The organism is Streptomyces sp. NPDC015171, assembly GCF_043079545.1.
GTDB lineage: Bacteria > Actinomycetota > Actinomycetes > Streptomycetales > Streptomycetaceae > Streptomyces.
The window spans coordinates 198,341-219,634 of the sequence record NZ_JBIBUO010000013.1; the positions used below are offsets into that span (position 1 = coordinate 198,341).

Annotated in this window: 16 protein-coding genes; 6 read left to right on the plus strand and 10 right to left on the minus strand. The window is 73.0% G+C overall.

Annotated elements, in window-relative coordinates; translation table 11 throughout:
• Positions 1-65: 65 nt before the first annotated feature.
• From murD to rsmH, 7 genes are all read right to left on the minus strand, one after another.
• Positions 66-1,502, minus strand: coding sequence for a UDP-N-acetylmuramoyl-L-alanine--D-glutamate ligase (murD, locus tag ACF073_RS30760; RefSeq protein WP_392074681.1), 1,437 nt, complete (start codon positions 1,500-1,502; stop codon positions 66-68).
• Entirely contained in the window at positions 1,484-2,554 is a 1,071-nt protein-coding gene (mraY, locus tag ACF073_RS30765) for a phospho-N-acetylmuramoyl-pentapeptide-transferase (protein WP_392074759.1), read from the minus strand. The genes murD and mraY overlap by 19 nt, the downstream gene beginning before the upstream one ends.
• Positions 2,554-3,969 carry a UDP-N-acetylmuramoyl-tripeptide--D-alanyl-D-alanine ligase gene (gene murF / locus ACF073_RS30770; protein ID WP_392074682.1) on the minus strand — a complete coding sequence of 472 codons (1,416 nt, stop codon included), beginning with the start codon at positions 3,967-3,969 and terminating at the stop codon, positions 2,554-2,556. The genes mraY and murF overlap by 1 nt, the downstream gene beginning before the upstream one ends.
• A gap of 4 nt (positions 3,970-3,973) precedes the next feature.
• Positions 3,974-5,494 (minus strand): UDP-N-acetylmuramoyl-L-alanyl-D-glutamate--2,6-diaminopimelate ligase, encoded by a 1,521-nt coding sequence (locus ACF073_RS30775; RefSeq protein WP_392074683.1) that lies wholly within the window; start codon positions 5,492-5,494, stop codon positions 3,974-3,976.
• A 220-nt stretch (positions 5,495-5,714) separates the two neighbouring features.
• The gene (locus ACF073_RS30780) at positions 5,715-7,679 is read right to left on the minus strand and encodes a peptidoglycan D,D-transpeptidase FtsI family protein (RefSeq protein WP_392074684.1); all 1,965 of its coding nucleotides are present in this window, start codon (positions 7,677-7,679) and stop codon (positions 5,715-5,717) included.
• Positions 7,680-7,684: 5 nt separating this feature from the next.
• Positions 7,685-8,266: a septum formation initiator family protein gene (locus tag ACF073_RS30785; RefSeq protein WP_392074685.1), complete on the minus strand. Its 582-nt coding sequence runs from the start codon at positions 8,264-8,266 to the stop codon at positions 7,685-7,687.
• Between the two features lie 67 nt (positions 8,267-8,333).
• Positions 8,334-9,290, minus strand: coding sequence for a 16S rRNA (cytosine(1402)-N(4))-methyltransferase RsmH (rsmH, locus tag ACF073_RS30790; protein WP_392074686.1), 957 nt, complete (start codon positions 9,288-9,290; stop codon positions 8,334-8,336).
• 289 nt (positions 9,291-9,579) lie between these two features.
• On the opposite strand from rsmH, the gene ACF073_RS30795 reads away from it, so the two are divergent.
• The 4 genes from ACF073_RS30795 to ACF073_RS30810 all read left to right on the plus strand — a co-directional run bounded on the left by ACF073_RS30795 (position 9,580) and on the right by ACF073_RS30810 (position 15,220).
• Entirely contained in the window at positions 9,580-10,191 is a 612-nt protein-coding gene (locus ACF073_RS30795) for a beta-class carbonic anhydrase (protein ID WP_392074687.1), read from the plus strand.
• 246 nt (positions 10,192-10,437) lie between these two features.
• Positions 10,438-11,478 carry an AAA family ATPase gene (locus ACF073_RS30800; RefSeq protein WP_392074688.1) on the plus strand — a complete coding sequence of 347 codons (1,041 nt, stop codon included), beginning with the start codon at positions 10,438-10,440 and terminating at the stop codon, positions 11,476-11,478.
• On the plus strand, positions 11,478-12,839 hold the full coding sequence (locus ACF073_RS30805) for a DUF58 domain-containing protein (RefSeq protein ID WP_392074689.1): 1,362 nt from the start codon (positions 11,478-11,480) through the stop codon (positions 12,837-12,839). The genes ACF073_RS30800 and ACF073_RS30805 overlap by 1 nt, the downstream gene beginning before the upstream one ends.
• A complete protein-coding gene (locus tag ACF073_RS30810) occupies positions 12,836-15,220 on the plus strand; it encodes a DUF3488 and DUF4129 domain-containing transglutaminase family protein (RefSeq protein ID WP_392074690.1) in 2,385 nt (794 codons plus the stop codon). The genes ACF073_RS30805 and ACF073_RS30810 overlap by 4 nt, the downstream gene beginning before the upstream one ends.
• An 84-nt stretch (positions 15,221-15,304) precedes the next feature.
• Here the strand turns inward: ACF073_RS30810 and ACF073_RS30815 are convergent, their stop codons facing one another.
• The 3 genes from ACF073_RS30815 to ACF073_RS30825 all read right to left on the minus strand — a co-directional run bounded on the left by ACF073_RS30815 (position 15,305) and on the right by ACF073_RS30825 (position 18,139).
• The gene (locus tag ACF073_RS30815; protein ID WP_392074691.1) at positions 15,305-15,688 is read right to left on the minus strand and encodes a DUF3040 domain-containing protein; all 384 of its coding nucleotides are present in this window, start codon (positions 15,686-15,688) and stop codon (positions 15,305-15,307) included.
• Positions 15,689-15,973: 285 nt separating this feature from the next.
• Complete coding sequence (locus ACF073_RS30820) at positions 15,974-16,801, minus strand: methyltransferase (protein WP_392074692.1); 828 nt, start codon at positions 16,799-16,801, stop codon at positions 15,974-15,976.
• Between the two features lie 675 nt (positions 16,802-17,476).
• Entirely contained in the window at positions 17,477-18,139 is a 663-nt protein-coding gene (locus tag ACF073_RS30825; RefSeq protein WP_392074693.1) for an SAV_6107 family HEPN domain-containing protein, read from the minus strand.
• A 164-nt stretch (positions 18,140-18,303) separates the two neighbouring features.
• Here ACF073_RS30825 and ACF073_RS30830 point away from each other — a divergent pair, with 164 nt between their 5' ends.
• Both ACF073_RS30830 and ACF073_RS30835 read left to right on the plus strand, forming a co-directional pair.
• Positions 18,304-19,200, plus strand: a complete 897-nt coding sequence (locus ACF073_RS30830) for an ATP-binding cassette domain-containing protein (RefSeq protein ID WP_392074694.1) — start codon at positions 18,304-18,306, stop codon at positions 19,198-19,200.
• Positions 19,172-21,256 (plus strand): YhgE/Pip family protein, encoded by a 2,085-nt coding sequence (locus tag ACF073_RS30835; protein ID WP_392074695.1) that lies wholly within the window; start codon positions 19,172-19,174, stop codon positions 21,254-21,256. Before ACF073_RS30830 ends, ACF073_RS30835 begins: the two co-directional genes overlap by 29 nt.
• The last annotated feature ends 38 nt before the right edge of the window (positions 21,257-21,294 follow it).

The following is a 21,294-nucleotide window of genomic DNA, read 5'->3' on the forward strand; positions in this document are numbered from 1 at the left end:
CGCCTCCACTGAACGTCGACCGTCCCACGCGTCCCTCCCAAGATCCGCCCGGCGGGCGGCCGGGGTCAGGCGTCGAGTTCGCGGACCGCCGCCGCGAACGCGTCACCGCGCTGGTTGTAGTTGGTGAACATGTCCATGGAAGCGCAGGCCGGGGCCAGCAGCACCGTGTCGCCGGGCTGAGCCAGCCGCTTCGCCTCGGTCACCGCCTGGAGCATCGCCCCAGTGTCGGTCCGTTCGAGGTCGACCACGGGTACTTCCGGGGCGTGTCGCGCGAGGGCCTCGCGGATCAGGGCTCGATCGGCGCCGATCAGGACCGCGCCGCGCAGTCGCCCGGCCGACTTGGCGACCAGCTCGTCGAAGGCCGCTCCCTTCGCCAGACCGCCCGCAATCCATACGATCGGATCATATGCCGCCAACGACGCTTCCGCGGCGTGGGTGTTGGTGGCCTTGGAGTCGTCCACGTACGCGACCCCGTCGATGTCGGCGACGTGGGCGATGCGGTGGGCGTCCGGGCGGAAGGCCCGCAGACCGTCCCGTACGGCACTGGCCGGCACCCCGAAGGCGCGCGCGAGGGCCGCCGCCGCAAGGGCGTTGGCGATGTTGTGCGGGGCCGGCGGGTTGACGTCGGAGACCTCGGCCAGCTCCTGCGCGTTCTTCTGCCGGTTCTCGACGAAGGCGCGGTCGACCAGGATGCCCTCCACGACCCCGAGTTGGGAGGGGCCGGGCGTGCCCAGGGTGAAACCGACGGCTCGGCAGCCCTCTTCGACGTCGGCCTCGCGCACCAGGTCCTCGGTGGCCTTGTCCGCGACGTTGTAGACGCAGGCGACCTTGTTGCCCTCGTAGACGCGGCCCTTGTCGCGCGCGTACGCCTCCATGGAGCCGTGCCAGTCCAGGTGGTCCGGCGCGAGGTTGAGGACGGTGGCCGAGTGCGCCCGCAGGGAGGGGGCCCAGTGGAGCTGGTAGCTGGACAGCTCCACGGCGAGCACGTCGTACTGCTCCTCGCCGAGGACGGCGTCCAGCAGGGAGACGCCGATGTTGCCGACGGCGGCCGTGCGCAGGCCCGCGGCCTTCAGGATCGAGGCGAGCATCTGGACCGTGGTGGTCTTGCCGTTGGTGCCCGTCACAGCCAGCCAGGGGGCCGCGTCGGGTCCGCGCAGGCGCCAGGCCAGCTCCACATCGCCCCAGACCGGCACGCCGGCCTGGCCGGCCGCGCGGAACAGCGGCTTGTCGGGCTGCCAGCCGGGCGCGGTGACGATCAGCTCGGTGCCCTCCGGCAGGGTGGCCCCGTCGCCCAGGCGCACGGTGATGCCGAGCGCCCGGAGCTCAGCGGCCTGCTCGCGCGCGCGGGCGTCGTCGCCGTCGTTGACGACCGTGACGACGGCCCCGCGCGCGTGCAGCGTCTTCGCCGCCGGGACGCCGGAGACACCGAGCCCGGCGACGGTGACGTGCTTGCCCTGGAAGTCGAAGAGCTCCGAGGTGGAGGTCACTTGTCCGCTGCCCATCCCGCGTAGAAGAGGCCGAGGCCGACGATCACACAGATGCCCTGGATGATCCAGAACCGGACCACCACGAGGACCTCGGACCAGCCCTTGAGTTCGAAGTGGTGCTGGAGCGGTGCCATCCGGAAGACGCGCTTTCCGGTGAGCCGGAAGGAGCCGACCTGGATGACGACCGACATGGTGATGAGGACGAACAGGCCGCCCATGATGGCCACCAGCAGCTCCGTGCGGGAGAGGATGGCCAGACCGGTGAGGACACCGCCGAGCGCCAGCGAACCGGTGTCACCCATGAAGATCTTGGCGGGCGAGGTGTTCCACCACAGGAAGCCGAGGCAGGCGCCCATCAGCGCGGAGGCGACGACCGCGAGGTCCAGCGGGTCGCGCACCTCGTAGCAGGCGCCCGGGTTGGTCAGGGTGCCCGCGTTGGCGCAGGACTCCTGGAACTGCCAGACGCCGATGAAGGTGTAGGCGCCGAAGACGAGGACGGAGGCGCCGGTGGCGAGGCCGTCGAGGCCGTCGGTGAGGTTCACGCCGTTCGACATCGCGAGGATCATGAACAGCGCCCAGACCACGAACAGCACCGGGCCGATCGACCAGCCGAAGTCGGTGATGAACGACAGCTTCGTGGAGGCCGGGGTGTTGCCGCGGGCGTCGGAGAACTGGAGCGACAGTACGGCGAAGGCGATGCCGACGATCAGCTGGCCGGCCATCTTCGCCTTGGCCCGCAGACCGAGCGACCGCCGCTTGACGATCTTGATGTAGTCGTCGAGGAAGCCGACCAGGCCCATGCCGAACATCAGGCCGAGGACCAGCAGACCGGAGTAGGTCGGCGTGTAACCGGTGATGAGCTTGCTCAGGAAGTACGCGGCGATCGTCGCCAGGATGAAGGCGATACCGCCCATGGTCGGCGTACCGCGCTTGCTGGCGTGCTCGCGCGGGCCGTCGTCACGGATGTACTGGCCGTAGCCCTTGCGGGCGAGGAGCTTGATCAGCAGCGGGGTGCCGATCAGCGTCAGGAAGAGGCCAATGACTCCTGAGAACAGGATCTGCTTCATCATCGGGCGGCAACCTCACCCTCGGCACCGGCCTCGGCGAGCGTCTGGGCGACGCTTTCGAGCCCCACCGAACGGGACGCCTTCACGAGCACGACGTCCCCCGGGCGCAGCTCGCTGCGCAACAGGTCGATCGCCGCCTGTGCGTCGGACACGTGCACCGACTCCTCACCCCACGAACCCTCGTTATATGCGCCCAATTGCAGCCAGGAGGCCTCAATCCCCCCGACGGCGACGAGCTTGCTGACGTTGAGCCGGACGGCGAGCCGTCCGACGGCGTCGTGCTCGGCGAGCGCCTCGTCCCCCAGCTCGGCCATCTTGCCGAGCACCGCCCACGTGCGGCGCCCCTTGCCCATGGCCGCGAGCGCCCTGAGGGCGGCCCGCATGGACTCGGGGTTGGCGTTGTAGGCGTCGTTGACGATGGTCACGCCGTCCGGGCGCTCGGTGACCTCCATGCGCCAGCGGGAGAGGGTGCCCGCCTCGGAGAGCGCGGTGGCGATCTCAGCTGCGGACATGCCCAGCTCATGGGCGACGGCGGCCGCGGCGAGCGCGTTCGACACGTGGTGCTCACCGTACAGGCGCATGGTCACATCGCTTGCACCGGAGGGTGTGTGAAGTCTGAAGGCGGGCTGTCCGCTGTCCGTGAGTCGTACGTTCTCGGCGCGTACGTCCGCTTCGGCCGACTCTCCGAAAAGGACCACCTTCGCCTTGGTACGGGAGGCCATGGCCCGGACCAGCGGGTCGTCGGCGTTGAGGATCGCCGCGCCGCCGTCCTCGGCCGCGGGCAGCGCCTCCACCAGCTCGCCCTTGGCCTGGGCGATCTGCTCGCGGCCGCCGAACTCGCCGATGTGCGCGGTGCCGACGTTCAGGACGAGTCCGACCTTCGGCGGGGTGAGGCCGGTGAGGTAGCGGATGTGCCCGATGCCGCGGGCGCCCATCTCCAGCACGAGGAACCTGGTCTCCTCGGTGGCGGACAGGGCGGTCAGCGGCAGCCCGATCTCGTTGTTGAGCGAGCCGGGCGTGAACACCGTCGGCGCCTTGCGCTTCAGCACCTGGGCGATGAGGTCCTTGGTGCTGGTCTTGCCGGCCGAGCCGGTCAGGGCGACGAGGGTCGTGCCGAGCCGGTGTACGACGTGCCGGGCGAGGGCGCCGAGGGCGGTCTGGACGTCGTCCACCACGATGGCGGGGACGCCGACCGGCCGGGACGCCAGCACGGCCACGGCGCCGGCCTCGGTCACCGCCGTCGCGTAGTCGTGGCCGTCGACGCGCTCGCCGACGAAGGCGGCGAACAGGCTGCCCGGCACCACCTCACGGGAGTCCCGGACGACCGGTCCCGTCACCTGCGCGGACGGATCCGGTATGTCGTGTGTCTGCCCGCCGACGACTGCTGCGATCTCGGCGAGGGAGAGGGCGATCACAAGTTCATCCCTGGGTCTTCTGGATAGCTTCGCGAAGCACCTGGCGGTCGTCGAACGGACGGACCACGCCGGCGATGTCCTGGCCCTGCTCGTGGCCCTTGCCCGCGACCAGCACGGTGTCGCCGGCCTGGGCACGGCCCACGGCGGCGGCGACGGCGGCGGCCCGGTCCTCGAAGAGGAGCACCTCGCCGCGCTCGTGCGCGGGCACGGAGGCCGCGCCCTGGAGCATGGTCGCGAGGATCGCGAGGGGGTCCTCGGAGCGGGGGTTGTCGGAGGTGAGTACGGCCGTGTCGGCGAGCCGGGCCGCCGCGGCGCCCATCGGCGCGCGCTTGGTCTGGTCGCGGTCGCCGCCGCAGCCGAGGACGACGTGCAGCCGGCCCTTGGTGACCTTGCGCAGCGCCTTGAGCACCGACTCGACCGCGTCGGTCTTGTGGGCGTAGTCGACGACCGCGAGGTAGGGCTGCCCGGCGTCGACGCGCTCCAGGCGGCCCGGTACGCCCGGTACGGCGGCGACGCCGTCGGCGGCGGTCTGCGGGTCGAGGCCGGCGGCGGCGAGGGCGACGACGGCGGCGAGGGTGTTCGCCACGTTGAACGGGCCGGGCAGCGGCGACCTGGCCTGGACGCGCTCGCCGTTCGGGCCGAGGACCGTGAAGGTCGAGTCCATGGGGCCGACCTGGACGTCCTCGGCACGCCAGTCGGCGTCCGGGTGGCCCTCGGCGGAGAAGGTGACGACCGGCACGGTCGCCTCCCTCGCGAGCCGGCGGCCGTACTCGTCGTCGGCGTTGACCACGCCGAGCCTGCTGCGTTCCGGCGTGAAGAGCTGCGCCTTGGCCTGGAAGTAGTCCTCCATGCCCGAGTGGAACTCCATGTGTTCCGGGCTGAGGTTGCTGAAGACGGCGATGTCGAAGACGCAGCCGTCGACGCGCCCGAGGACCAGGGCGTGGCTGGAGACCTCCATGGCGACCGCCTCGACCCCGCGTTCGCGCATGACGGCGAAGAGGGCCTGGAGGTCGGTGGCCTCGGGGGTGGTGCGCTCGGACTTGATGCGCTCGTCGCCGATGCGCATCTCGACGGTGCCGATCAGACCGGTGGCGCGGACGGTCTTCAGGCCGCCTTCCACCAGGTAGGCGGTGGTGGTCTTGCCGGAGGTGCCGGTGATGCCGATCTGGAGCAGATCGCGGCCCGGGTGGCCGTAGACCGTGGCCGCCAGCTCGCCCATCCGCCCGCGCGGGTCGTCCACGACCAGGACCGGCAGGCCGGTGGCCGCGGCGCGCTCGGCGCCGCTCGGATCGGTGAGCACGGCGACCGCGCCGAGGCCGGCGGCCTGGGTGGCGAAGTCGGCGCCGTGCAGCCGGGCACCCGGCAGGGCCGCGTACAGGTCGCCGGGGCGGACGGCACGCGAGTCATGGGTGATCCCCGTGATCCCGGCGGAGCCGGCCGGAGCGGCGGCACCCAGCTGATCGGCCAGTTCCGCGAGGGGTGTGGCGGAGACCTGAGCCGGTCGCGGCGGTCCCGGATATGTCACGGAAGCGCCCTTCTGGGTGGTTTGGGACTGATCAGCGTGTGGCACGGCGGTGAGCGTACCGGGCGCACCCGCTCCGGAGCTAAAAAGGGGCCCGCGTGCAGCGCGGTCCGGCGGGGGCGGTGGGGGGAGGCGGGCGGGAGAGGAGCTCTCGGCCCCGTGGTTCCCGGGGTCAGGGGTGATCGTTGTCACGAGCTGGTTCCTGGTGTTTCCGTGGTGCTGATCAGGGCTTGTACGCGACGGGCAGGTTGGCGGCCTTCGCGCCGGTCGGCGGGATCTGGAGGGTCTTCAGGGCGAACTCCATCACCTGCTTGTAGATCGGGCCGCAGATCTGGCCGCCGAAGTAGCTGCCCGCTGTGGCGTTCTGGATGGCGCAGTAGACGGTGACGCGCGGTTTGTCGGCGGGGGCGAAACCGGCGAACGACGAGGTGTAGCCGTGATAGCGGCCGGTGGCCGGATCCACGCGGTTGGCCGTGCCGGTCTTGCCCGCGACCCGGTACCCCGGGATGCGGGCCTTGACGCCGGTGCCCTGCTCGTCGTCGACGACGGACTCCAGCATCTGGGCGACGCTCTTGGCGGTCTTCTCGCTGACCACCCGGCTCTGCCCGGGCTTCGGCGCCGGGGTGAAGCGCCCGTCGGCGCCCTTGGTGCCGCGCACCAGGGTCGGTTCGACGCGGACGCCGCCGTTGGCGATGGTCGAGTACACGGAGGCGGCCTGCATCGCGTTGATGGAGAAGCCCTGGCCGAAAGGGATCGTGTACTGCTGCGAGGTGGACCACTTCTGCGCCGGTGCGAGGATGCCGGGGGTCTCGCCGGGGAAGCCGAGACCGGTGTAGCCGCCGATGCCGAACTTGCGCAGGTAGGAGTAGAGGATCCGGTTGGCCTCGGCCTGGCTCTTGCCGAGTTCGCCGGTGGCCAGGATGGTGCCGATGTTGCTGGACTTGGCGAGTACGCCGTTCAGCGTGAGGTACCAGGTGTCGTGGTCGATGTCGTCCTGGAAGAGCCGGTCGCCGCGGTGCAGCCGGTTGGGGACGACGACATGGGTGAGCGGGGTGGCCGCCTTCTGCTCCAGCACGGCCGCCATCGACATCACCTTCGCCGTGGAGCCGGGCTCGTAGGCGTCCTGGACGGCCGCGTTGCCCATGGCCTCGCCGTCGGCCTGCGACAGGTCGTTCGGGTCGAAGCCGGGCGAGTTGGCCATGGCCAGGATCTGGCCGGTGCGGGTGTCCTGGACGATGACATAGCCGCGGTCCGCCTTGGACTTCCTCACCTGCTCGCTGATCGCGTTCTGCGCGGCCCACTGGATGTCGCGGTCGATGGTCAGCTCGACGTCGGAGCCGGGCACGGCCGGTGTCTCGGTGGACCCGGCCGTCGGCACCTCCCGGCCGCCGGACTGGGCGTACCGCAGCTTGCCGTCCTTCCCGGACAGCTGCTTGTTCAGCTTCTGCTCGACACCGCCGCCGCCCTGGCCGTCGGCGTTGACCCAGCCCAGTATCCCGGCGGCCAGGTCGCCGTTGGGGTACACGCGCTGGCTGCTGGGGTCCGCGAAGACGCCGGCCAGCACGTTGACGGTGGTGTGGTCGGTCTCCGCCTTGTTGGCGAGGGTGGTCTTCAGGTCCTTGATCTGCTTCCAGACCTGCGGGGTCTGGCGGACGGCGAGCCGGGCGTAGCGGGAGTTGCTGTTCGCCGGCCGCAGCTTCTTGGCGAGCGCGGCCTGGTCCTGGTCCAGGATCGGGGCGAGCAGCGCGGCGGCCTTCTCCGGGCCGTCGCCGATCTTCAGCTGTCCGGCGCCGAACATGGTCGGGTCGGCCGTGATGTCGTACGCGTCCTCGCTGACGGCGAGGGCGACGCCGTTGCGGTCGGTGATCTCGCCGCGCTCGGCGGCCAGGGTGTGCACCACATACCGATTCTGCTCGGCCCGCGCCGCGTAGGCGCTCGCGTCGACGGCCTGGACCTGGAGCAGCCGCACGACGAAGGTGAGCAGCACCAGGGTCAGGGCGAGGCCGACCAGGCGCAGCCGGGGCCGGGGGCTGCCGAGCCGGAGCGGGGGCGGGGGCATGGGCCGGGCTCCGCCGGAGCGGCGGACCGGCCGGGCGCCGGGCCCGGGCTGCCGCCGGACGGCGCCCCGCGGCCGGGGCGGCTTGGCGGGTCCGGGCACACGGCGGCGCGGCGCTTCCCTGTCGGACACTTCCGTCACCTGCCGGGGGTCGGGGTGGGAACGGACGGGGGGACGGCGGACGGCGCGGCGGCCGTGGGGGCCGTGGGGGCCGTCTGGGGCGGGACGGGCGGGGCGGAGGAGCCCACGGCGGGGGCCTGGGCCCCGGGCGCCCCCGCGGGGGCGGAGGCGGCGGGGCCGCCCGGGGCCGGGAGCAGCGCCTCGGGGGGGACCGGGCCGGAGAGGGCGGCGGACTCGGGTGCCGCGCTGGGGACGCCCTTGACGGTGCCGTCGGGGCCGAGGAAGGCGGGGTCACCGCCGGGGACCATGCCGAGTTCGCGGGCGCGGCGCTGGAGGGCGTCGGGGGCCGAGTAGGCGTCGATGTCCCGCTGCAGGGCCTGTTCCTGGTCGGTGAGGCTCTTCGTCCGCTTCTGCAGGTCGGCGAGTTGGAACGAGCCCTCGCTGAGCGCCGAGTTCAGCACCAGCAGTCCGATCAGGCCGCCGCCGAGGAGCAGGACGACGAGGAGGACGAACGGAGTGCGGGCCGCTTTGGCGCGGCCGGCCGGGAAGAGCCTGGCCAGCCGGGCGGCCCTCCCCTTCAGCGCGGGTTTCCTGCTCACTGCTCCCCCGGTGCGTGGCGGGTGCCGCTCCCCCGGCGCGCGGGGGGAACCTTCCGGCCCGTCTGGCTCACTCGACGTCCTCCCTGATGCGCAAGGCGCCCCGCAGCCTGGCCGGTGCGGCCCGGCGGTTCTCGGCGATCTCTTCCTCGGTGGGAAGTTCGGCACCACGGGTGAGCAGCTTGAGCCGCGGCTGGTAGCGCTCGGGCACGACCGGCAGCCCGGGCGGCGCCGTGGAGGTCGCCCCGGCCGCGAACACCTGCTTGACGAGCCGGTCTTCGAGCGAGTGGTACGACAGGACGGCGACGCGCCCGCCGACGTCCAGGGACTTCACGGCGGCCGGGATCGCCCGCTCCAGGACGGACAGTTCGCCGTTGACCTCGATGCGCAGCGCCTGGAAGGTGCGCTTGGCCGGGTTGCCCCCGGTGCGCTTGGCGGCCTGCGGGAGGGCGTCACGGATCAGCTCCACGAGCCGCGCGCTGTTGCTGAACGGCTCCTTCTCGCGCTCCCTGACGACCGCGGAGACGATCCGCTTGGCCTGCTTCTCCTCGCCGTACGCGCGCAGGATGCGCACGAGTTCGCCGGGCGGGTAGGTGTTGAGGACCTCGGCGGCGCTGACACCGGTCGTCTGGTCCATGCGCATGTCCAGGGGGGCGTCCTGCGCGTAGGCGAAGCCGCGGTCGGCCTCGTCCAGCTGCATGGAGGAGACCCCGAGGTCGAACAGCACGCCCTGCACGCGCGCGATGCCGAGCCGGCGCAGTACCTCGGGCAGCTCGTCGTACACGGCGTGCACGAGGGTGGCGCGGTCCCCGAACGGCGCCAGCCGCTCTCCGGACAGGCGCAGCGCCTCCTTGTCCCGGTCCAGGGCGACCAGCCGCGCGTCGGGGAACCGGGTCAGCAGCGCCTCGCTGTGTCCGCCGAGGCCGAGAGTGCAGTCGACGACCACCGCTCCGGGCTGCTCCAGGGCGGGCGCCAGCAGATCCAGGCACCGCTGGAGCATCACCGGGACGTGTCGACTCTGGCTCAAGGGGGCCTCTCAGTTCCGGCGGGCCGTACGCACCGTCGGTCCCCCGAGCCGTACGTACGCGCCGCGCGCGCGAGGAGACGGGTCCGGGCACGCGCCGGGGTCTCCGGGGGTTTCACCAGCCAGGAGAGACTCGTCTCCCGCTTTCGCGTCACTTTAGTCCACGCCGTCCCCGGGTCAATCAACCGGCCTGCGCGTCGCGTACCCCAACGCGGCGGAACACGGTTTCGCACCGGTCCACCCGTTCGGCGCAGTTTTGCCCTCCGTGTGGGGTAGCTCACAACAAGCCACGATGACGTTCTTTGTCCCCTCTCACAGCAGGCCGGAGCGGTACGTGACCAGTAACGTCGTCACCATGACGACTTCTGCAGCGGTACCCACTGGATCCGAAGGCGCCATAACCACTGGCGCCCCCGTGACCGACCGCCTCGTGGAGGCCAACCGGCACTATGCCGAGGCGTTCACGGATCCCGGCATGGACGCGCGGCCGGTCCTGCACGTCGCCGTCGTCGCGTGCATGGACGCCCGCCTCGACCTGCACAAGGCCCTCGGTCTGCAACTCGGCGACTGCCACACCATCCGCAACGCGGGCGGTGTGGTGACCGACGATGTCATCAGGTCCCTGACCATCAGCCAACGCAAGCTGGGCACCCGCAGCGTCGTGCTGATCCACCACACCGGCTGCGGCCTGGAGGCCCTCACCGAGGACTTCCGCACCGAGCTGGAGATGGAGGTCGGCCAGCGGCCCGCCTGGGCGGTGGAGTCCTTCCGGGACGTGGACCAGGACGTGCGCCAGTCGATGCAGCGGGTGCGCACCTCGCCCTTCCTGCTGCACACGGACGACGTCCGCGGCTTCGTCTTCGACGTGCGCACCGGTCTGCTGCGCGAGGTCGACCCGGCCTGACCCGGCGTACCGGCCGGCCGCCCCGAACACATCCCGCCGACCGCGCCCGGAGCGCGGTCGGAGAAGTCGTGAGACCGACATCGCGGGGGCAGTTGTCCACAGGCGAGTGACACGAATCGGTAACGGCAGCAAGAATGCGGGGTGTGGCATCACGCGGAACTATTCCCGCGTGGTGTCCGTGTTTCGGGGTGGGCCGGTTTCGCATCGAGAGCGTCGGCCCGGAAAGAACGGGCCGAGGAGGGCCGGGTGACGACCTATGACGATCGAGCGAGCCTCTCAGATCTGACCGCCACGGTGGAGCGGGTACGCGGTTCGGTGGAGGGCGTGATCGAGGGCAAGCCCGAGGTCGTACGACTCGCGCTGACCGTGCTGCTCGCCGAGGGCCACCTGCTGATCGAGGACGTCCCCGGCGTGGGCAAGACGATGCTCGCCAAGGCGCTGGCGCGGTCGATCGACTGCTCGGTGCGGCGCATCCAGTTCACGCCCGACCTGCTGCCGTCGGACATCACCGGTGTGTCCATCTGGGACCAGCAGCGCCGTGACTTCGAGTTCAAGCCGGGCGCGATCTTCGCGCAGATCGTGATCGGCGACGAGATCAACCGCGCCTCGCCCAAGACCCAGTCCGCGCTGCTGGAGTCCCTGGAGGAGCGGCAGGTCACCATCGACGGGCAGACGTACGAACTGCCCAGCCCGTTCATGGTGGTCGCCACCCAGAACCCGATCGAGATGGAAGGCACCTATCCGCTCCCGGAGGCCCAGCGCGACCGCTTCATGGCGCGTGTCTCGGTCGGCTACCCCAGCGTGGAGGCCGAGTTGCAGATGCTCGACGTCCACGGCGGGGTGAGCCCGCTGGAGGACCTCCAGCCGGTGGCGCACGCGCACGAGATCGTGAAGCTGATCGAGGCCGTGCGCGGGGTGTACGTCGCCGAGCCGGTCCGGCGGTACGCGGTCGAGCTGGTCGCCGCCACGCGCACCCACCCCGACCTCAGACTCGGCGCCTCCCCGCGCGCGACGCTGCACCTGCTGCGCGCGGCCAAGGCGTCCGCGGCCCTCTCCGGCCGGGAGTACGCGCTGCCGGACGACGTCCAGGCTCTCGCCGTCGCCGTCCTCGCCCACCGTCTGCTGCCCACCGCCCAGGCCCAGCTCAACCGCCGTACGGCCGAGCAGGTGGTGCTGGAGATCCTGCACCACACGCCGGTGCCCGCGGCCCCGGGCCAGCAGAACGGCTTCGGCACCCTCGGCCGCACCGTCCCGGCCTATCCGCAGCAGCCCCCGCGGAGTCTGTGATGTCCGCCGGGGGGGCCGGCCCGGCGGAGCCAGGCCGCGGGGAGGCGGGCGGGATCCGTACGGCCCTTGCGGGGCTCACCACCCGTGGCCGCTCCTTCCTCGCGGCCGGGATCGCCGCCGCGATCTGCTCGTTCGTGCTGGGCCAGAGCGATCTGCTGCGGGTCGGCCTGCTGCTCGCCGTGCTCCCGCTGATCTGCGCGACCGTGCTGTACCGCACGCGCTACCGGGTGGCCGCGAACCGCCGCCTCGCGCCCGCGCGCGTGCCGGCCGGCAGCGAGGCCCGGGTGCATCTGGTCATGGACAACGTCTCCCGGCTGCCCACCGGTCTGCTGATGCTCCAGGACCGGGTGCCGTACGTCCTCGGGCCGCGGCCCCGGTTCGTGCTGGACCGGGTGGAGCCGGGCGGCCGCCGCGAGGTGTCCTACCGCGTCCGCTCGGACCTCAGGGGCCGCTATCCGCTGGGCCCGCTCCAGCTGCGGCTCACGGACCCGTTCGGCATGTGCGAGCTGACCCGTTCCTTCCACGCGTACGACACCCTGACGGTCATCCCGCGCGTGGAGCCGCTGGCCCCGGTCCGCTTCGGCGGCGAGGCCCAGGGGTACGGCGACGGACGGCAGCGTTCGCTGGCCCTCGCGGGCGAGGACGACGTGATCCCGCGCGGGTACCGCTACGGCGACGACCTGCGCCGGGTGCACTGGCGGTCCACCGCGCGCTACGGCGAGCTGATGGTGCGCCGCGAGGAGCAGCCCCGGCGCTCCCGGTGCACGGTGCTCCTGGACACCCGGGGCGCGGCCTACGAGGGCGCGGGCCCGGACTCGGCCTTCGAGTGGGCCGTGTCCGGCACGGCGTCGGTGCTGGTGCACATGCTGGAACGCGGCTTCTCGGTGCGGTTGCTCACCGACGGCGGCGGGGCGGCCCCCGGCGAGGGCGCCGACGGGTTCGCGGGCACCGGTCAGGAGACGGCGGACGCGGCCGGGCTGATGATGGACACCCTCGCGGTGATCGACCACTCGGACGGCACGGGCCTGTCCCGGGCCTACGACGTGCTGCGCGGCGGCAACGAGGGACTGCTGGTCGCCTTCCTCGGCGACCTGGACGAGGAACAGGCCACGACGGTCGCGAAGATGAGCCGGCGCGGCGGCGGCGCCGTCGCCTTCGTGCTGGACCCCGACGTCTGGACGCGCGAGCCGACGGACGTGCCCCGGGCGGGCAACCGGCACACGGAGCGGCTGCGGCTGCTGCGCGAGGCGGGCTGGACGGCGCTGAGCGTGCCGCGCGGCGCCTCGCTCGACGAACTGTGGCGGCAGGCCGAGCGGGAGCGCCCCGGCCTGACCGCGATGAGCGGGGAGGCACGGGGATGAGCGGACGGGCCCGACTGGCGCTGTGCGCGGCGGCGGCCACGCTGATGACCTCGTGCGCGCTGCTGCCGCTGGTCGCCGAGCCGACCTGGCTGGTCCAGCTGATCCCGCTGCTCGCCGTGCAGACCGGGGTGGGCGCGGCGGCCCGCCGGGTGCCGCTCGGCCGGGCGCTGACCGTGGCGGCGCAGGCCGTGGTCACCCTGCTGCTGCTCACCCTGGCGTTCGCCAGGCAGCACGCCATCGCCGGGCTGGTCCCCGGCCCGGACACCTTCCGGTACTTCGCCGAGCTGCTCCGGCAGGGCGCGAACGACGTCAGCCAGTACGCGATACCGGCGCCGGTCACCGACGGCATCAAGCTGATGCTGCTCGGCGGCGTGCTGGTGATCGGGCTGCTGGTGGACCTGCTGGCGGTGACCTTGCGCAGCGCGGCCCCGGCGGGGCTGCCGCTGCTCGCGCTGTACTCGGTGGCCGCCGGCCTGTCCGGCGGGGGCGCCGACTGGCTGTGGTTCCTGGTGGCGGCGGCCGGCTATCTGATGCTGCTGCTCGCCGAGGGCCGGGAGCGGCTCGCCCAGTGGGGCCGGGTCTTCGGCGGGGCGCCCCGGTCGCCCGGCGCCCCGGAGCCGGGTGCCGTGGCCCCGGCGCGTGCCGGACGCCGGATCGGCGCGGTCGCGCTCGGCGTGGCCCTGGTGGTGCCGCTCGTCCTGCCCGCGATGCACGGCGGTCTGCTGGACCCCGCCGGCACCGGCGTGGGAGCGGGCAACGGCGACGGGGGCACGATCTCGGCGGTCAACCCGCTGGTGTCGCTGCGCGACAACCTGAACACGAACGACGACCGCCAGGTCCTGACCCTGCGGACCAGTTCGAACGACCTCTCCGACCTGTATCTGCGGATCGTCTCCCTCGACGACTTCGACGGCACCACCTGGGCACCGGCCCAGCGGCCCGTCGTCGGGGTGCCGGACAGGCTGCCCACGCCCCTCGGACTGGGCGCGGGCGTCCGGCGCGGCGAGGTGCGCACGACCGTCACGGCGGCGGACACCTACGCCCAGAACTGGCTGCCGATGCCGTACCCGCCGAGCGAGGTGCGGGTGAGCGGCCGATGGCGGTACGAGCCCGTCGGCATGTCCCTCGTCGGCGACCGCGGGCAGACCACGCGCGGCGAGACCTACCAGGTGACCAGCCTCGACGTGGAGCCGACCGCGGCGCAGCTGGCCGCCGCGCCGCAGCCGTCCGCCGCCCTGCGGCGGGAGTACACCAAGGTGCCGGCCGCGCTGCCGAAGGTGGTGGCCCGCACCGCCCGGGAGATCACGGCGGGCGCGACCAGCCATTACGACGAGGCCGTCAAGCTCCAGGACTACTTCGCGGTCACCGGGGGCTTCCAGTACGACACCTCGGTGAAGGTGGGCCGCGGCTCCGACGCCATCGCGAACTTCCTGAAGAAGAAGGAAGGCTTCTGCGTCCACTTCTCCTTCACCATGGCGGCGATGGCCCGCACCCTCGGTATCCCGGCCCGGGTCGCGGTGGGCTTCGCACCCGGCACCCCGCAGGCCGACGGCTCGGTCGCGGTGAACCAGAAGGACGCCCACGCCTGGCCCGAGCTGTACTTCGAGGGCGTGGGCTGGACCCGGTTCGAGCCGACCCCCACCCGTGGCACCACCCCGTCCTACACCCAGTCGGACACCCCCGGCACCTCGCTGCCGGACGAGGCGCTGCCGTCCAAGGGCGCCTCATCGGCGCCCTCGGCGGCGGCCTCGCCGAGTGAGAGCTGCGGCGGCGAACTGCGCAGGCTGGAGGCGTGCGGCAGCCCGTCGGCGGCCGCGCTCCCGCGGTCCGAGGACGGCGGGGCGGGCCCGGGGTGGTGGGCGCTGAGCGGGCTGGGCGTGCTGCTGGCGGTGGCCGTTCTGCTGTCGCCGCTGCTGTGGCGGCAGCGGGTGCGCGGGCGCCGGCTCGGCGGGCACGGCCGGTCCGCGCAGGGCACGGCGGCGCACACCCTGGCCGCCTGGCAGGAGCTGACGGACGCCGCCTGGGATCACGGGATCCCGCCGGACGAGTCGCTGACGCCGCGCAAGGCCGCTGACCGGATCGTGCGGCTCGGACAGCTCGATCCGGCCGCCGGGGCCGCCGTCGGCCGGGTTGCGGACGCGGTGGAGCAGGTGCTGTTCGCGGCCCGGCCGTGTCCGGCGGCGGGCGTGGCTCAGGATGTGCGCCGGGTGACCGAGGCGCTGCGCGGCACGGCGGGCAGCGGGGCGCGGCTGCGGGCGCTGTTCCTGCCGCGCTCCGGGGTCCGGGTGCTGTGGGCGGCGTCGGCCCGCTGGCAGGCGTTCAGGGACCGGGCCGCGGCGGCCCGGCCGACGCTGCGCCGGACGTCGGGGCAGCGGGGCTGACGGGACGCGTGAGGGGCGGCCACCGGATGGTGGCCGCCCCTCACGTATGTCTGCTGTGGTCCCGGCGCCGAAAGCGCGTGGTCGTCAGTGGCCCTGTTCGTCCCGGCGGCGCTGCCAGCGCTGTTCGATCCGGTCCATCATGGAGCGCTTCTGCCGTGGCTGCCGGCGCGCGGCGCCCTGCGGCTGCTCGCCCGGTTTCGGCGCCTTGCGCCAGCCGGTGACCGCGAGCACGGCGCAGCCCAGCATGACGAGGAAACCGACGACGCTGACCCAGATCAGCTGTGCGACCATTCCGGCCATGAGGAGCGCGATACCCACGAGGAAACCTGCGGCCGCCTGGTAGACCCGCCGCCGGGTGTACGTCCGCAGCCCGTTTCCCTCAAGCGCTGACGCGAACTTGGGATCTTCGGCGTACAGCGCTCGCTCCATTTGCTCGAGCATGCGCTGCTCGTGCTCCGAGAGCGGCACGGAGTCCTCCTCATCGTGCAGTCGCCGGGGCGACCCGGGGGGTCCCTTCAGGATAGGCAGGGAATCGCCCCCGTGAAACCCGCCCCTCTACGCCAATTGGCCAACCGGAGCCCGCCATGGCCGTCCGGCTCGCTGAGACTTCCATTCCCCGGCGGCCGACCCGTCATGCCGGGCCTCGTACCTCGATCATACGGCGCAAACCCCTCGATCGGGGGGCTTGTGGCGTACTCCATCTGCGGCCAAGCCGCTGATCAGCGGCTGATCCCGGTGGTGCGCCCGGTGCGCTCAGGCCTCCGCGGCACCCGTCGTCTCACCGAGCACATGCAGCTGAGTGGCCACGGAGTGGAACGCGGGCAGCTCGGCCGCCGCGGCCTCCAGCTTCAGCAGCGCGTCCAGCGCACCGGGCTCGGTGTCCACCAGGACGCCGGGCACGAGGTCGGCGAAGACGCGCACGCCGTGCACCGCGCCGACCCGCAGTCCGGCGCCCTCGACGAGCGCGGTCAGCTGCTCGGCGGTGAAGCGGCGGGGCATGGGGTCGCCGGTGCCCCAGCGGCCCTCGGGGTCCTGGAGCGCCTGCCGGGCCTCGGTGAAGTGGCCGGCGAGGGCGCGGGCGAGGACGGCTCCGCCGAGGCCGGCGGCGAGCAGGCTGAGGACGCCTTCGGGGCGCAGGGCGGCGACCACGTTGCGGACGGATCCGGCCGGGTCGTCCACGTACTCCAGGACGCCGTGGAACAGGACGGCGTCGTAGCCGGCGCGCTCGACCACGTCGAACAGGCCGTGCGCGTCGCCCTGGACGCCCTTGACCCGGTCGGCCACGCCGGCCTCGGCGGCCCGGCGCTCCAGCGCGAACAGGGCGTTGGGGCTGGGGTCGACCACGGTGACGCGGTGGCCGAGGCGGGCGAGGGGCACGGCGAAGTTGCCGCTGCCGCCCCCGGTGTCCAGGACGTCCAGTGCGTCCCGGCCGGTGGCCTTGACCCGGCGGTCGAGGGCGTCCTGCAGGATCTCCCAGACCACGGCGGTACGGAGCGAGCCGCGGGGGCGAGGGGGGTCGGACCGCAGCGACGTCGCTTCAGGGTGGTGGGCGGAGACGGGCGGGCGCATCGAGTCCGACACGGCAGTTGACTCCTCGGCAGGGTGGAACGCTTCAGGCGACCTCCACCCTATTGCCTCCACACCGCCCCTGGTCACCGCAGCGGTCGCCGGTCGCGCTGGGGGGCGAGCCCCGGTGCACGGTCATGGGGTGGAGGTCCCGCCGGACCGCCGACGGGTCCACCGGAGAGCCGGTGACCTCCCGCCGGATCGCCGGGGGGGCGCGGCGGGCGTCCGACCGGATCGCCTGCGGGTGGGCGGCGGACGTCCGGCGGGACCGCCTGCGAGTCGGCGGCGAGCGTACGACCGGACCGCCTGTGGGTCGGCAGCCGGCGGCCCGGCGTAGGGCCGGTGGGTTCGCGGCGGACGTCCGGCGGGACCGCCTGCGAGTCGGCGGCGAGCGTACGACCGGACCGCCTGTGGGTCGGCAGCCGGCGGCCCGGCGTAGGGCCGGTGGGTTCGCGGCGGACGTACGACCGGACCGCCGGCGGGTGGGCGGTCTGCGGCCCGGCGGACAGCCGGTGAAGGCGGCGGCGGACGTCCGACCGCCGCCTTCGAGTCGGCGGCGGGCATCAGACCGGACCGCATGCGGGTGGGCGGCCGGCGGCCCGGCGGAGAGCCGGTGGGGCGCGGCGGCCGGGCGGCCGAGGCCGACGGGTCGGCGGCGGGCGGCTGGTGGGCCGGCCCGGTCGGCCGTGGTCAGCTCGCGTCCGGGAGGTCGCCTCCTGTTCCCGGGGTGTCCCCCACGACCGGGCTCCGGGCGTCCCCGGCGGATGCTTCCCGGACCTCCCGGGCGGCTGTTCCCCGGGACTCCCCGGCGGCTGTGGCCGGGGTGTCCCCGGCCCCTGCGGTGTCCGGGCGCGGCTGGGGCAGGACCGGCTGGAGGACCAGCATCCGCTCCACGATGCGGAGGAACATCGCCACATCGCGTATGAGGTCGTCGGCGTCCCGTGGCCCGGCGGCCCCCTGGATGCCCGCCTCGGCGCGGGCGCGGCGCGCGGCGCCGGAGGCGAACAGGGCGCTCCACTCGGTCAGCTCCGGCGCGATCTCGGGCAGCACCTCCCAGGCGCTGCGGATACGGGCCCGGCGGCGCGGGGAGGTCTCGGGCCGGCCCCAGGCGGCGAGCACGGCGGCGGCGGTGCGCAGGGCGGCGAGATGGGCGGTGGCGTAGCGTTCGTTCGGCATGTCCAGGACAGTGGCCTCGTCCAGTCCGGCACGGGCCTGGGCGAGCAGGTCGAGGGCGGCGGGCGGGGCCGTGGCCCGGCGGAGCACGGGGTGCACGTCGGCCGCCGGGCCGGGCAGTGAGGGGGCAGGGCCAGTGGCGCGGCGCAGGCGGGCGGCGGCTGCGGACGAGTGGGCCATGACGAACCTCCTGTCGTCTGGGTGACGGCACGAATGCCGTATGTGCCCATCGTGAGGTATGCCACTGACAATCCGATCTGACCTGGGCTTTTGCGTCGATCGAAGGTTCGGGCGTATTTTTGAACTGACCAGTCAGTTCAATAGATGGGGCAGGGGGCGGGGTTGTGGACGTCACCGACCACACGGACCGCACGGACGACCCGGACGGCGCGGACCGCACGGACGGCACTGACCGCACGGACCGCACCGGCGCGACCGGCGACACGGTCGGGGCCGCGGTCAGAGCCGAGGGCTTCGGGCTCAAGGGGCCACGGGGGTGGGCCTTCCGCGATGTCACCGTGGACGCGGAGCCCGGTTCGCTGATCGCGGTCGAGGGGCCGTCCGGCTCCGGCCGCACCAGCCTGCTGCTCGCGCTCACCGGGCGGATGAAGCCCACCGAGGGCACGGCCACCGTCGGCGGGAGCGCGCTGCCCCGGCACATGGCGGCCGTGCGCCGCGTCAGCGCGGTGGCCAACGTCTCCGGGGTGACCGACCTGGAGCCGGCCCTGACCGTCGGGGAGCACCTGCGCGAACGGGCCCTGCTGCAGAGCCGTTTCGGCGACTCCCTGCGCGCGCTGCTGCACCCCCGGGCCCGCCGCGTCCACGAGGCCCGGCTGCGTGTCGACGCGGCGCTCGCCGCCGCCGGACTCGACCTGGAAACCCTCCCGAAGGGCTCCCGGACGGCCGCACGCGACCTGGAACGCCCGCAGGAGCTGCGGCTGTCGCTGGCACTCGCCCTGCTCGGCCGACCCCGGCTGATCGGTGTCGACGACATCGACACGAAGCTCTCGGACGCCGAGCGCGCCGACGTCTGGGACCTCCTGCGGTCCCTCGCGCGCGCGGGGACGACGGTCGTGGCCGTGTGCCGCACCGCCCCCGAGGGCTGCGTCTCCGTATCCACGCTGCCGGCGTCCACGCAGCCGCGGGACGCCGGGAGCGGCCCAGGCGAGGACGCCGCGAACGGCGGCACGAACGACCCGAAGGAGGAGGCCGATGCGCTCACCGAGGCTGGCCGCGCTTGAGCTGAGGCGCTTCGGCCGCGGGAAGCTGCCGCGCGCCGCCCTGGTGGCACTGCTCGTGCTGCCCCTGCTGTACGGCGCCCTGTACCTGTGGTCCTTCTGGGACCCCTACGGCCGCCTCGACCGCATCCCGGTGGCCCTGGTCAACGACGACAAGGGCGCCACCGCGGACGGGAAGAAGATCACCGCCGGTGACGACATCGTCGACGGGCTGCGCGACAGCCGGACCTTCGCGTGGCACGAGGTGAGCGACGAGGAGGCCCGCAAGGGCGTCGAGGACGGCACCTACTACCTGTCGCTGACCATGCCCGCCGACTTCAGCGACCGGATCGCGTCCAGTTCCGGGGACTCACCGGAGACCGGCGCCCTCCGGGTGCGCACCAACGACGCGAACAACTACATCGTCGGCCAGATCTCCCGCACCGTCTTCAACGAGGTCCGCACGGCCGCCTCCACCAAGGCCTCCCGGACCTTCCTGGACAAGATCTTCGTGTCCTTCTCCGGCATCCACGACAAGACCGTGACGGCCGCCGAGGGAGCCGACAAGCTGAACACGGGCATCGGGAAGGCGGAGAAGGGCTCCAAGGACCTCGCCGACGGGCTGAAGAAGGGCAAGGGCGTCAGCGGCAAGCTGGCCAAGGGCCTCAAGAAGCTCGACAGCGGCTCCGCCGAGCTCCAGAGCGGTTCCCGGCAGGTCGCCGACGGCACCCAGGCGCTCGCCGACAAGGTCAACGGCGTCGACGCCACGGTGGGGCCGTTCCTCAAGAGCAACGAGAAGACCATCGGGGACACCGCCAAGCTGGTCGCCGACTCGGCCAAGGCCGTCAAGGACAACCTCGACGTGCTGGTCAAGCTCGCGCCGGGCGCCGCGAAGACCGCCCACGCGTCCTCCGCCGTCCTGGACGAGGTGTACAAGGCACGCTGCGAGACCGCGACCCTCCCCGACCCGGTCTGCCCGGACCTGAAGCGGGCCAGGACGGCCGCCGCCGAGGTCGCCACCGTCGCCGACGACCTCAACAAGCTCATCGCGGACCAGGACGGCGACCTGAAGACCATGCGGGACAACCTCGGCACGCTGCGGAAGCAGGCCGACGCCCTCGCCGCGCGGGCACCGCACCTGTCCGAGGACGTCGAGGACGCCGTCAAGAAGATCAACAAGCTGAACACCGGCGCGCACAAGGTCGCGACCGGCGCCGAGAAGCTGCACACCGGCCTCGGCACCGCCAAGACCGGCGCGGTCGCGCTGGACAAGGGCATCGGCACCGCCAAGTCGGGCGCCGAGAGCCTGAACGGCGGTCTGTACAAGCTGTCCGACGGCTCCGGGAAGCTGGCCGGCGGGCTGCACTCCGGCGCGTCGAAGATCCCGGACTACGACAAGCGGGACCGCGACCAGCGCACCGGCGTGATGGCCGACCCGGTCCAGCTGGCCTCCCACGACCTGCACAAGGCGCCGAACTACGGCACGGGTTTCGCGCCCTACTTCATCCCGCTGTCCCTGTGGGTCGGCGCGATGGTGGCCTACATGCTGATCCCGCCGCTCAACCGGCGTGCCCTGGCGGCCGGCTCACCCGCCTGGCGGATCGCGTTCGCCGGCTGGCTGCCGGTGGCCGCCGTGGGCGTGCTCCAGGTGGCGGCCCTGATGGCCGTGCTGCACTGGGCGATCGGTCTGCAGATGCTGCGGGCGGCCGGCACGATCGGCTTCCTGTGCCTGGTCACGGCGTGTTTCGCGGCGATCGTGCAGTGGCTGAACGCCCGCTTCGGCGCGGCCGGCCGGATCCTCGTCCTCGCGCTGCTGATGCTCCAGCTGACCTCGGCGGGCGGCACCTATCCCGTGCAGACGAGCCCCGGCTTCTTCAACGCCCTCCACCCGTACCTGCCGATGAGCTACATCGTGGAGGCGCTGCGCCGGCTGATCACGGGCGGCGGCCTCGGCCCGGTGTGGCAGGCGTGCGGGGTGCTCGCCGCGTTCACCGCGGGGGCGCTCGCGCTGACCGCCCTCGCGGCCCGGCGCCGCCAGGTGTGGACGCTGGACCGGCTGCACCCGGAGCTGAGCCTGTGATCCCCGGGAAGCGCCCGCACGCGCGCGTACCTGTGAGA

Excerpts from the sequence above, each read along its gene's own strand:
- murD (WP_392074681.1), bottom strand. The coding sequence starts at position 1,502 with ATGGGCAGCGGACAAGTGACCTCCACCTCGGAGCTCTTCGACTTCCAG.
- mraY (WP_392074759.1), bottom strand. The coding sequence starts at position 2,554 with ATGAAGCAGATCCTGTTCTCAGGAGTCATTGGCCTCTTCCTGACGCTG.
- ACF073_RS30795 (WP_392074687.1), top strand. The coding sequence starts at position 9,580 with ATGACGTTCTTTGTCCCCTCTCACAGCAGGCCGGAGCGGTACGTGACC.
- ACF073_RS30805 (WP_392074689.1), top strand. The coding sequence starts at position 11,478 with ATGTCCGCCGGGGGGGCCGGCCCGGCGGAGCCAGGCCGCGGGGAGGCG.
- ACF073_RS30810 (WP_392074690.1), top strand. The coding sequence starts at position 12,836 with ATGAGCGGACGGGCCCGACTGGCGCTGTGCGCGGCGGCGGCCACGCTG.
- ACF073_RS30825 (WP_392074693.1), bottom strand. The coding sequence starts at position 18,139 with ATGGCCCACTCGTCCGCAGCCGCCGCCCGCCTGCGCCGCGCCACTGGC.
- ACF073_RS30835 (WP_392074695.1), top strand. The coding sequence starts at position 19,172 with ATGCGCTCACCGAGGCTGGCCGCGCTTGAGCTGAGGCGCTTCGGCCGC.